This window comes from Amaricoccus tamworthensis, assembly GCF_049800875.1.
Taxonomy (GTDB): domain Bacteria; phylum Pseudomonadota; class Alphaproteobacteria; order Rhodobacterales; family Rhodobacteraceae; genus Amaricoccus; species Amaricoccus tamworthensis.
Window position 1 is genome coordinate 222237 of sequence record NZ_JBNAFV010000002.1, and the last position, 12582, is coordinate 234818.

Annotated in this window: 8 protein-coding genes; 5 read left to right on the forward strand and 3 right to left on the reverse strand. The window is 63.5% G+C overall.

The features are described from left to right. Window positions 1-2: 2 nt before the first annotated feature. From ACP15P_RS05475 to ACP15P_RS05485, 3 genes are all read right to left on the reverse strand, one after another. Complete coding sequence (locus tag ACP15P_RS05475; protein ID WP_424927499.1) at window positions 3-1364, reverse strand: hypothetical protein; 1362 nt, start codon at window positions 1362-1364, stop codon at window positions 3-5. Between the two features lie 106 nt (window positions 1365-1470). Then, window positions 1471-6093: a translocation/assembly module TamB domain-containing protein gene (locus tag ACP15P_RS05480; RefSeq protein ID WP_424927500.1), complete on the reverse strand. Its 4623-nt coding sequence runs from the start codon at window positions 6091-6093 to the stop codon at window positions 1471-1473. Next, entirely contained in the window at window positions 6090-8012 is a 1923-nt protein-coding gene (locus tag ACP15P_RS05485; protein ID WP_424927501.1) for an autotransporter assembly complex protein TamA, read from the reverse strand. The genes ACP15P_RS05480 and ACP15P_RS05485 overlap by 4 nt, the downstream gene beginning before the upstream one ends. Window positions 8013-8188: 176 nt before the next feature. Between ACP15P_RS05485 and rfbC the strand changes: the two genes are divergently transcribed. From rfbC to ACP15P_RS05510, 5 genes are all read left to right on the forward strand, one after another. Then, complete coding sequence (rfbC, locus tag ACP15P_RS05490; RefSeq protein WP_424927502.1) at window positions 8189-8755, forward strand: dTDP-4-dehydrorhamnose 3,5-epimerase; 567 nt, start codon at window positions 8189-8191, stop codon at window positions 8753-8755. Further along, window positions 8755-9795, forward strand: coding sequence for a dTDP-glucose 4,6-dehydratase (gene rfbB, locus ACP15P_RS05495; protein ID WP_424927503.1), 1041 nt, complete (start codon window positions 8755-8757; stop codon window positions 9793-9795). The genes rfbC and rfbB overlap by 1 nt, the downstream gene beginning before the upstream one ends. Beyond that, on the forward strand, window positions 9795-10667 hold the full coding sequence (rfbD, locus tag ACP15P_RS05500; protein ID WP_424927504.1) for a dTDP-4-dehydrorhamnose reductase: 873 nt from the start codon (window positions 9795-9797) through the stop codon (window positions 10665-10667). The genes rfbB and rfbD overlap by 1 nt, the downstream gene beginning before the upstream one ends. Window position 10668: 1 nt before the next feature. Beyond that, a complete protein-coding gene (gene rfbA / locus ACP15P_RS05505) occupies window positions 10669-11562 on the forward strand; it encodes a glucose-1-phosphate thymidylyltransferase RfbA (protein ID WP_424927505.1) in 894 nt (297 codons plus the stop codon). Window positions 11563-11935: 373 nt separating this feature from the next. Continuing rightward, a complete protein-coding gene (locus tag ACP15P_RS05510) occupies window positions 11936-12436 on the forward strand; it encodes a ferritin-like domain-containing protein (RefSeq protein ID WP_424927506.1) in 501 nt (166 codons plus the stop codon). Window positions 12437-12582: the final 146 nt, after the last annotated feature.

Consider the following 12582-nt stretch of genomic DNA (forward strand, 5'->3'; position numbering starts at 1 on the left):
AGTCAGTTGGCGGTTTCCGCCTCCGCGGGATCGGTCGTCGGTATAATTGACGACTGATCCAGCTTCGAGGATGGCGCGGCCGGTTCCGGCCGCGTTTCGCCACCCGGACTGAACGATCCGGTAAAGGCCGTGAAATTCCGGTGGTTCAGCGCCTGACGGTCCGCATCCGAGGGGTCAATCACCTCGACGACCCCCGACACCGGCACGGATGTGCCCGTGACCTTCTCAAAATCCACGTCACCAAACAGGGTGAGGTATTTCGGCGCATAGGCCGGACCCGTCGCCAGGCGCACCACGAAGGACGAGTTCCCCACCGCGGCCGAGCCACTCACCGGCAACACCTGACCCGCGGTAATCCCCGTGCCCCGCGTGCGCGACGTACCCTTGCCAACCGCCCGGAACCCGTCCTGCTCAAACCGCGTGTCGGCGGTCAGGCCAATGGCGGGAATCGAAAGATGCAGCGGATTGCTGAAATCGAGGTAGTTCACCTGGCTCAGGGTCGGATGGGCATGGGTCTTGACCCGCACCACCGCATCCGCCGCCAGGCCAAACATCTGCCCGTCCGTGGGAATGATCTGCAACAACGCGCGCCCGTCATTCGCGGCCAGAACGCTGTAGCTGACGATGGCGTAGAGCTTCCGTCCAAACCGCTCAAACAGAATACGCGCATCCGAGTCCGACAGGTTCATGGACCCGCCAAACGGAAAGAACTTGCCGTTGCCACCATAGGAGCGCTGATCTTCCCCCTCGGTTACAACATCGAAGGACCACGGAAACTCCCGTGACGAAACCTCCGTGCCGCTCAAAACAGTCCTCGCGCAATACTGCGTCTGGTTGCTCTCGGAAACCCGCGTACTCAACTCATTCCTGGCCCCCACCGTGGCCACATCCGCAAAGGGCAGGGTAGCGGTGGTAAAGTCGTAATTCCCGGTCTGGATCGAGAACGCGATGTCAAACCGCTGGGGAATGGTAACGCCATTTACCGCCGCGGCGATCTGCGGCTTGATGGCGAAAGCCTGAGTGAAAAAATCCCGCTTTTCAAACTCGTTCGCAAAGGCCTTTTCACAATTGAAATCCGGGGATTCCTTGAGCAGGAAAATCACGAAATTCGCATAGAATGTCGGATCATCCAGTTTCGTCGGATTGGCCCGGATATGCAGATAAAGCGAGCGCGCATAAATATCCCGCATGCTCACCGCCCGGGCGGTCGCCACGAGATCCACACCCGTTGCCTGGCCCGCGGTCACGTTAAGCTGTTGCGCCGATACCCCAGACCCCGACCCGCACAACGCTCCGCCCCAAACCATTGCGGCCGCCACGGCCAAGCGAAACCTGGAAAGCGTGCGAGCGGACAAACCTGTCATGGGTGCGGCCTTTTTCAACCTGATCAAAAGACCTCAAGGATAACACCGGCTTTCAAAAAATCCAGCCGTCAGTCCCCGAGGCCCTCCGTCAGACGGGCCGCACCCCTCAGTAGTCGTGCTTGAAAAACAGCCCAAAGATCGTGTTGCCGTCACTGCCGACCGAGCCTTCGGCCTCCAGGTTGTCGGTCAGTTCCACAACCACGCCCGCGCGGCTTTCGCCCTCGCTGTCGGTCTGAACGTCGAAATACACGTCATCCGAGATGTATTTCCCCGCCCGTACCGCCGTGGCACCGCTCTCGTCGGTCAGCACGTCAAGGTCGTCGAGCCCCGTGGCACTGCGCAGGTTGCTCATCACGCCCGGGCCGCCCACACCGGCCAGTTCCGCCGCCGCCGCGGCCAGCTGCGCGATCTGGAAGGGCGACAGGTCCTGGCTCGCGCGGTTAAACAGGAGCCGTGACAGAACCTCATCCTCCGGCAGTTCCGGCGAGGAGGTAAAGGAAATGTCCGGGTCCGAGGCACGCCCCTCCACATTGACCATCGCCGTCACGTCACCCGACACCGTCGAAGCCACAAAATCCAGCTGCGGATCAAGGTTGCCGTCCAGCGTGACCTCTCCTTGCGTGAACTCGATACGCTGGGTCAGGATGCTGATATCACCCCGGCGCAGTTCAAACTCACCCACAGGCTGCGGATCCGTGGCGGGGCCCGTGATCTGCACATCGCCGCCAAGCTCGGCATTGAGCCCGCGACCGCGAATGAAAATCTGGTTCGGCGCGTTGACCGTAATGTCCAGGATCAGGTTCTCGTCGCTCGACTGCGGCCGCGGAGCGGGTTCGCCGACCTCCGCCCGGTTCAGCGTCTGCGTCACGCGGGCAGGCGGACGCAGATGCACAATCTCCTCCAGATCCACCCCAAGGCTCGATCCAAACCCTTCCGGGATCGACACATCGGTTTTGCCCAGATTGAACTCGCCTGACAGAACCGCCTGACCGAGCAGATCACCGTCCAGGTTCAGATCGCCCGAGAACTGCGTCGCCACAAAGGCCCCATCGGTATACCGCACGTCGTTGAAGGAAATCGCCGCCTGCGTGGGCAGATCCGAGCGCGGCACCAGCGACATCGTGCCCTGGCCCGTGATCGTCCCGCCCTGCGTCACCTGCGCCGAGAGCTGCTGCAGGTTCACGGTCTCCCCGGCCAGGTTCACGGCCAGAACGATATCCTCAAGCTTCAGGTTCGCTTCCGGGTCGGTATACGTCCCGCCCGCCAGGTTGACACTGCCCCCCAGCTGCGGCGCGGCCAGCGAGCCCTGCACCGTGGCATCGAGATTGACCGTCCCCGTGGCCGAGGCCGCACGCTTCGCCAGCACCGGCCGCGCCAGCTGCAACGGCACCGCGCCATTCACTGACAGATCGAGCCCGTCGGAGGTAAACGGCACCACGCCCGAGGCGTTCAAATTCAGTCCAAACGGCCCGGACAGGGCCGCGGTGTCCAGCGACACCGCGTTGTCGGCAAATCCCCCGGCAACATCCAGCGACAGGTCGGGAAGGGCGTTTTCGCGCAGCAGCGTCGTGCTGATCGCATCCGCGCCCAGATCGAACACCACCTCCGGCGCGCTCAAGGGCCCCGTCACGCTCGCCGTGCCGGTCACCGTTCCGCGCAGGCCCTGATTGCCAATCGCCGGGTCAATCAGCTGCAAGGGGAAGGCGGCCAGATCGGCGGACAGGTCCAGCTCACCCTCACCGAGCGGCACAACACCGTCCACATTCGCGGCCAGCCCGCCCTCGGCATCGAGCGCCGCATCCAGGTTCAGCAGCCCGTCCTCGGTCTGCCCCTGCGCCTGCACGTTGAGTGCGGGCAGGTCCTGGCTCCGCGTCGCCGCCGCCGCCAGACCGGTACCGCTGATGTCAAAATCAATCACCGGCGTATTGCGCGGCCCCGACACGTTAGCCGTACCGTTCAGCACGCCTTCCAGGCCAAGTTCCGGCGCAACCGCATTGGCCAGCGCCACCGGCATGTCATCCACGTCCAGCACCAGATCAAGATTGTCGTCCACCCGGCCTTCCGCGGCCAGCCGCCCGGTGCCAAAATCCAGAGCCAGCGGCGTGAGATAAACCGCACCGTCCACGATCGACACCGTCGCCGGCTGCTCCAGGGTCGCACTCTCCGCGTCATGCTCAATCGCCAGCTGGTCGAGCGTCATGGCAAACCCGTCCGTGACCCGCTCGAACTGCCCGGCCAGGCTCGCGGTCGTGCCGATCTCAAGCTCCGTATCCGCTCTCACCGCCATCGCCTGCGGATCAAGCTGCTCGGCCTCCAGATCCAGCGAGGTCACCACAAACCCGCCCGCATTGACACCACGCACCGCGACCGTGCCATCGGCCATCGGCGCGGCCAGCGCATCGGTCACCCGCATGTCCATGTCGAGGCTGTCGACCGTGTTGCCCATCACCGCGAGATCCCGCGCCTGGGCTTCCACATCCACGCCCTGGCCCGTATCGGCCCGGTCAAGCGTCACATCCGCCTGCAGCGCGCCACCGGCCTCGATCAGACCGAGGGCCGCCAGCGGCGCAATATCCGGCGACCGGAACCGCAGCGCGCCCTCATAGGGCTCACCCACCGTGTTTTGCACGTCACCGGTCAGGATCGACGGCCCCACGGCCAGGCGCAGCCCCTCAACCGAACGCTCCGACGGCCCCGCATCCACGGACCCGGCCAGTTCCACCGGCAGGTCATCCAGCTCACCGGAACCTTCCAGATCACCGGTCACGGTCGAGCCGTCCACGGCCCCGTCAAAACCCAGTTCCAGATCCGACACCTGCCGCTCCAGGATCGTGGCGTCGGGCAGCAGAGCCTGAACAGTCACGTCAACCGGGAAACCCTCACCCTCGGCATTGGCCGTCAGGGTCAGCTCCCCGCTCGCACGCTCATCCAGAAGCCCCAGATCGGTGAGCAGAAGCTCCACGCCAATATCCGTATCCGTCGAGGAGGCCCGCCCCTCGGAGGCCAGGCTGAACTGGTTGTTTTCAATGCCGAAATCCTCGGCCCGGAACCCGTCCTCATCGCGCACCAGCCGTCCGGAAATTTCCGTTTCACCGGCCATCAGGGCATCCACGCGCGGATCGCCAATCGTCACATCCGTGGTGCCACCATCCAGCGCCAGGTCAAACCCGCCAACGCCTGGCGTCACGCTGCCCGAGGCATAGAGCGACACGCCCCCGTCCAGCGGCCGCTTCGCCAGCCCTGACAGAATGCCCAGCTCAGGCAGACGCGCGGACAGGTTGCCTTCAAACACCTCCTGGTCCCACTCGCCGGAGGCAAACAGCGACAGACCATTGCCAAACGCCTGCACCTGGCGCAGCTCCATCGGACCGCCTGGGGGCATCGCCGCATCGGCAAAAAGATCGAGCCGGTCGCCAATGGCCTCGGCAATCTCCGGGTCTTCCGCATAAAGCCCGGTGGCCAGACCCTCCAGGGCCACGGTCACACTGCGCTGGTCCGGGTCGTCCAGATCCTGCGCCAGACCGCCCAGCTTCAGGGTAATGTCCTCCGCCGAAATCCCGGCCGCTTCCAGCCGGTCGAGCACGATAAAGCCCTCCCAGCGGCTGCCTGTGCCGTAATTCGCGTAAATCGTGGCCGAGTTCAGACGCGTCGACGCGCCCGGCACCGGCAGAACCAGCGCCTCCGCCGCCGGATCGCCCACCATGCCCGACAGGTTCAGGCTGCGCAGGAACCCGTCCTCACCGGTTTCCGCCTGACCCTCAAGCTGCAGAACCGGACCATCCAGATCGAGACTGTCCACCCGGATACCGCCCGCGCTTTTCTGCGTGCCGCTGACGGTCAGGGCCGTGTTGCCCTCGAAAAACTCCCGGTAATCGGCCGGGATCAGCGGGCTCACGCCACCACTGACATCCACGTCAAACCCCAGCCCGTCCTCAACCCCGCGCAGCGCGATCAGACCGCCGAGCAGCTGTTCCTCATCCGCGTCGAGGCCAAAGGTCACATCCACATTGTCAAGTGGACCCTCGCCCTGAACCGTCAGGTCAATGGCCGGATCGTTCTCGAGGTTCAGCAGCTCTGAAACCAGCCCTCCGCCCGGAGACTGGAAATCCAGGTCCAGCCCCAGGATACGGTTTTCATTCTCAAACGACGCCACCACGTCCAGCGTCCCGCCAGGCTCATCGAGCCGGTCCACGTCGATGCGCGTATCAAGGTTCCCGTCCGCCAGCTGCAGACTGCCGTTCATGGTCAGTTCCGCCGCCTCGCCAAAGGCCTCCTCGGCAATCACGATGCTTTCGATATCGAGCGACTCGAGCAAAATCGACACCGGCAGCTCGGGCAGGGCAAACGGCTCCTTCTTCGCCTTCAGCGTCGGCGCGGTCTCCACCGGGATGGGCTTGCGCATGAAGTCAATGGTGCCCACGCTAAGCTCATTGACCTCCAGGTTCCCCACCAGAAGCTTCAGACGGCTCCAGTTCAGCTGCACGTCCTCGATACGCAGCCACGGACCTTCCTCATCGGAAATGGTCAGCGCCCCGATCTCGGCCTGCGACGACAGGGCACCACTGACCCCCTCAATCGAGATGTGCCGCCCCGGTCCGGAAATTTTCTCCTGGATCAGATTGATCAGAAACCCGTTATCCTCCTCACCCTCAGTGGGAGGATTGGTCTGCGCATGAACCGCCAGGGTGGCGACCATCAATACGCCAGCGATGGAAACAAACCGTCTCAAAATGCCTGGCCGATCCCGATATAGACGCCGAACTCGTCGTCGTCCTCATCTTTATCCAGAGGTACCGCCACATCAAGCCGCAGCGGACCAAACCCCGTATAGTAACGCACGCCCAGACCCGTACCGACCTTCAGGTCGCTCACATCGTCAAAGGCGGACCCCGTATCCACATAACCCGCATCGGTAAACGCAACCGCGCCGAACGTGTCATTGATCCTGTACCGTACCTCGCCCGACAGTTCCATCAGGCTTCGACCACCGGTCGTGAACGTGTCGCCATCCGCATCCGTCTGCTGAACACCGATCGACTGGTATTCGTAACCACGGACCGAACCGCCGCCACCGGCAAAGAACAGCAGATCGGGCGGGCTTTCGGAAATCGGCGCGCCGTAGAAGCTGCCGACCTTCGCACGCCCGGCCAGCACCACCTTGCGGTCATCCTCGCCAAACCCCTTGAAGATGCGCCCCTCCAGCGTCCCCCGCACGGCCGTATTGCCGTACTCAGCCTCATAAAACGGCTGCAGCGTCGCGAGCAGGTAATACCCACGCGTCGCGTCAAACTCGTTGTCGCGCCGGTCATACTCGCCACGGCCCTCAAGCCCGAAGGTCAGAAAATCACGCGTCCCGAAATCATCCCTGTAACGCGATTTGGACGCAAACCCGTAGAGATCACCGGTCGCAAAGCGGTTCAGGTCCCAGCTCAGACCCGCCCGCGCAGTAATGGACGTCTCCCGGTAGTTTTCATAGTCCAGCTGACTGGCCACCAGCGACGAATACCCCGTGGCCCTGGGTGAGAACATGCCCGGCTTGGTGAAGGACACACCGAAATTATAGTCGTAATCCTCCCAGTTATTCGTGGTCCCCAGACCCTCGATACTCGCGTCAAACCTCAGCTGTTCCGCCCGCCCAAACAGGTTGCGGTGCAGCCAGTAGGCCGACAGACCCAGCCCGTCGATGGTCGAATATGTGCCGCCAAGCCCGATCCCGCGCCGCTCCATGTCCTCAACCGTGATGACATAGGGCATCTCACCGTTCTGCGCGACATACTCGGACTCCTCGAGCCGGATGGAGCTGAAAACCCCCAGATCCGCCAGACGGTTACGCGCATCCGTGACCTCTTCCGGGTTATAGGATTTGCCTTGTTCAAGGTCGGTCATGTAGATGATGAATTCCTCATCCACCTGGGTGTTCCCGCGCGCCGAAACCGGCCCGTTGCGCACCTCCGGACCGGGGTCCAGCGTCACCGTAACGTCAAGCTGTTGGGTTTCGTGGTTGGCAGTGATGCTCCGGTCAATCTCCTGGGCCTTCGCCCGTGACTGCCGCCGCCATTCCTCAACCGCTATGGCCGATGCCGCGCTAATCCCCGAGGCAATCGCCACCTCACCGGTTTCAAACCCCACTGCGGCGGGCGTCCGGTCGGGATCCTCAAACACCGGCGCGTTCTCGACCTCCGTACGCCCGAAGGTGAACTGCCCACCGGCATTCACCCGGATCATGACATTGGTGTTCGGTGGAATGTCAGAGCCCAGCGTCAGGTCGGAAAACTCCGCCCCGTTGGCCTCGATGCTGATCGCCGTGTCGTAATAGCCTTCGGCATAAAACGCCGACAGGATGCGCCGGTAATCTCCCCGGCCCTTGGATACCAGCCCGGCCTTGCCCGCGGCAGGCTCCTCGCGGTCCTTCCACAGCGAGGAGGCGGATTCCACAATGCTCTGCGCGTCATCAACACCCGTGGCCTGGATCGTGACGGTATAGGGCAGGGGATCGGAAATCTCGATCCGGCCCATCTCGTCCTCGTCATCATCACCGCCCCAGAGCTGGACGCCAAAAATTTCGAACGCCCCGGCCGATGGTACGGTCGCGATCATGACCCCCGCCGCCAGACCGGCGGTGAGCAGAGAATAGTGAATGTCCCGCATGGAGCTGCCCGCATCCCGTTATTATTGCCGGTATCGTACCTTTTTTGCGGCGTACCTCAAGCCAAACGCGAAATATCGCCCAAGGTTCCGGCAACTAGGGGCAAATGCGCCACGCCGGTCCCGATTCACCACGAAGATACTGGACGCCGCACCGCCACATCGACTAATCCGACCACATGGATGTACGAGTAACCGATCTACCTGAAGTAAAGGTCCTCACACCGCGCCGGTTTGGCGACGACCGGGGATATTTCTGCGAATCCTGGAGCCGCCCCCGCATGGCGGAACAGGGCCTCGATTTTGACTTCGTCCAGGACAATGAAAGCCTGTCCGCGACGAAAGGAACACTGCGCGGCCTGCATTACCAGGCCCCGCCATTCGCCCAGACCAAGCTGGTCCGCGTGGGCAAGGGCGCCATCCTCGATGTCGCCGTGGACGCCCGCAAGGGCTCACCCAGGTACGGAAAATGGGTGGCCGAGGAAATTTCCGCCGAAAACGGCGCCCAGATCCTCGTCCCCCGCGGTTTCCTCCACGGCTTCGTCACGCTCACCCCGGACGTGCTCGTCATGTACAAGGTCGACAACGTCTATGACGGCGCAAGCGACGGTGGCGTGGCCTGGAACGACCCCGATCTCGGCATCGACTGGGGCATCGACCCCTCCGACGCCGTTCTGTCCGCCAAGGACGCCGCCGCTCAAAACTTTCGCGACTGGCAGTCCCCATTCGAGTACGGAGAGTACTGATGAAACTTCTGGTAACCGGCGGCGCGGGCTTCATCGGCTCCGCGGTAGTGCGCCAGGCCATCGCCGACGGCCACGAGGTCGTCAATCTCGACTGCCTGACCTACGCCGCCAACCTGCCCAACGTGGCCTCGGTCGAGGACAGCCCGAACTACGCTTTCGAGCAGGTCAACATCTGCGACCGCCCCGAACTCGACCGCGTCTTTGCCGAGCACCAGCCCGACATCGTGATGCACCTTGCCGCCGAGAGCCACGTGGACCGCTCCATCGACGGCCCGGCGGATTTCATCGAGACCAACATCGTCGGCACCTACACCCTTCTGGAGGCCGCGCGGAGCTACTGGGCCGGCACCCGCGACTTCAGGTTCCACCACATCTCCACCGACGAGGTGTTTGGAACCCTTGGCGACACCGGACTCTTCACGGAAACCACTCCCTACGACCCGAACTCGCCCTACAGCGCCTCTAAAGCCTCCAGCGACCACCTCGTGCGCGCCTGGGGCGAAACCTACGGCCTGCCTGTGGTACTCTCGAACTGCTCCAACAATTACGGGCCGTTCCACTTCCCCGAAAAACTCATCCCCGTGGTGATCCTCAACGCGCTCGCGGGCAAAAAAATCCCCGTCTATGGCGAGGGCAAAAACGTCCGCGACTGGCTCTTCGTCACCGACCACGCCCGCGCACTTCTCTTGGTGGCGCAGGAAGGCAAGCTCGGCGAAAGCTACAACATCGGTGGCAATGCCGAGGCGCAAAACATTGAGATCGTGCGGAAAATCTGCGCCCTCATGGACGCCCGCAACCCGGACAACGCGCCGCACGCGGATCTGATCGAATACGTCACCGACCGCCCCGGCCATGATTTCCGCTACGCCATCGACGCCAGCAAAATCCGTGCCGAGCTTGGCTGGGAGCCGTCCGTAACCCTCGACGAGGGCCTGGAGGCCACCGTTGACTGGTATCTGGAAAACCGCCCCTGGTGGCAGTCCATCCAGCAGCGCGGCCACATCCAGGAACGTCTCGGCCTGAAACAGGCGGGTCAGTGATGCGCGCACTTGTATTTGGCCCCAACGGCCAGGTCGGCCGCGAACTTCTCGATCTCGCCCAGGATCGCGGCATCGAGGTCCTGCCCGTCGACCGCCAGACCGTGCACCTGACCCAGGCCGCCGAGGTCGCCCGCTGCATCCACGAGGCCGATGTCGACATCATCGTCAACGCCGCCGCCTATACGGCCGTGGACGACGCCGAGGACAACAGCGAGGAGGCCTTCGCCGTCAACGGCAACGCGCCCGGCACTATGGCCCGCGCCGCGGCCATGCGGAAAATTCCGCTGCTGCACATCTCCACCGACTACGTCTTTGACGGCGCCCCCGGCGATCCGAAGAAAGAGGACGACCCGACCGCGCCTCTCGGCGTCTATGGCGCCAGCAAACTCGACGGCGAAAACGAGGTCGCTTCCGCCGGCGGCGATCACGTCATCCTGCGCACCGCCTGGGTCTTCTCGCCCCACGGCAAAAACTTCGTGAAAACCATGCTGCACTACGGCGCACAGCGCGACGAGTTGACCGTGGTCAACGACCAGTTCGGCGGTCCCACCTCCGCCCACGACATCGCGGGTGCGCTCTGGGACATCGCGGAAGCCTGGGACAAGGGTGACGGCGTCTCCGGCATCTTCCATTTCGCGGGACAGCCCGCCGTCAGCTGGGCCGATTTCGCCAGCGCCATTTTCGAGCGCACCGGCTGGGAGAAAAACCCCTCCGTGAAGGGCATCCCCTCATCGGAATGGCCCACCAAAACCAAACGCCCGGAAAATTCCGTGCTCGACTGCAGCAAAATCCGGGAGGTCTACGGCATCAAACAGCCTGACTGGCGTCCCGCCCTTGAGGACGTCATCCAAAAACTGAACGGGGCCGCGTAAAATGGTATCTGGTAACTCCAAAGCCCGCAAAGGCATCATTCTGGCGGGCGGTTCCGGCACGCGCCTTTATCCCATCACCCATTCCCTGTCGAAGCAGCTCCTGCCGCTCTACGACAAACCCATGATCTACTACCCGCTTTCCGTCCTGATGCTGGCCGGTCTGCGCGAGGTTGCCGTGATCACCACCCCCGACGACCAGGAGCAGTTCAAACGCCTCCTGCGCGACGGATCGCAATGGGGCATGGACATCACCTATATCGTCCAGCCCAAACCCGAGGGGCTCGCCCAGGCCTATATCCTGGCCGAGGAGTTCCTCGACGGCGCGCCCTCCACCATGGTTTTGGGCGACAACATATTCTTCGGCGTGGACATCCCCAAACTGATGAACTCCGCCAATTCCCGCGGCCCCGGCGGCACGGTCTTCGGCTACCGCGTGGCCGACCCCGAACGCTACGGCGTGGTGGAATTCGACAAAACCGGCAAGGTGATTTCCATCGAGGAAAAACCCAAGAAGCCCAAATCCAACTTCGCCGTCACCGGCATCTACGTGCTCGACGGCACGGCACCCGAACGCGCCAAGGCCGTCAAACCCAGCGCCCGCGGCGAGCTGGAAATCACCGAGCTTCTCAACTCCTACCTCGCCGAGGGCACCCTCACGGTCGAGCGTATGGGCCGCGGCTACGCCTGGCTCGACACCGGCACCCATGCGAGCCTTCTCGACGCAGGCAATTTCGTGCGCACCATCGAGGACCGCCAGAACCTCAAGATCGGCTGCCCCGAGGAAATCGCCTTCACCCGCGGTTGGATCACCGCCGACCACCTGCGCGAAATCGCCCTGCCCTACCTCAAAACCGAATACGGCCAGTACCTCCTCCGCATCGCCGCCGAGGGGTAGGGCGCGGGTGCGGGGCGCAGGTCAAGCAAACTTCCCGGCGTGTCGGCACGACACGCCATGCCCGACTTTCCCCCCGGGAGGGCATCCACTACGTCGGCGACCGCTCAATCGCTTCAGTGACTGAGACGACACCCGCTGAACAACCGGGGCGGAGCCCTCCCAAAGCCGGTCATGGCGCGTCGCGCCTCGGGGCAGATCCTACGGGAGCAAAGCGTGAGACAACCCCCCAACGACTGAACCCTCCCCACCATGACCACGACCGAACCCACCACCCGGTCACCCCACACCGGTACACGCAAATCGACGCGCCCAAAGGAACCTTCCACCGTGCCAGCCGTTGGGACCTCAAACGGAACCACGAAAGGACACCGACATGGCAATGAACTCGCTCAAGGACATTTATCTCGACCAGTTGCAGGACATCTGGAGCGCCAACAGGCAGTCCCTGTCCGTCGTGAACGATCTTGGCCGCGCCGCCAGTGACAAAGAACTTTCCGAAGCCCTGATCGACGGTGGCAACGGCATCGCCGACGGCATCGCCGAGATCGAAAAACTCTGCAACGATCACGGCATCGACCCGAACGCCGAGCACTGCAAGGGCATGGAAGGCCTCGTGAAGGAAGCCCGCGCCCACGGCCTCTCGGACGACATCACCGACCCGGACGTGCGCGACGCCGCCATCATCCCGCAGTACCAGCGCATGGTCCACTACGCGCTGGCAGGCTACGGCACCCTGGCCGCCTTCGCCAACCGCCTCGGCCTCGACGGAGACGCCGCCGTCCTGAAGAAATGCCTCGACCAGACCTATGACGGCGACCGCCGCATGACCGAGATTGCCATGAAAGGCGGGGTCAACGCCGAAGCCGTCTCCTGACCCCCACCTTCAACCCGCAAAAGGGGCCGCCCGGGAAACCGCGCGGCCCCTTTGTGTTTTGGAGCATCGGTTGAGCGGGGTTCGTCCGCCACCACTGAACCCGCTCCCCGGGCACGGAACAAGGGGCCCAGCCCCGCCGTGCCCGC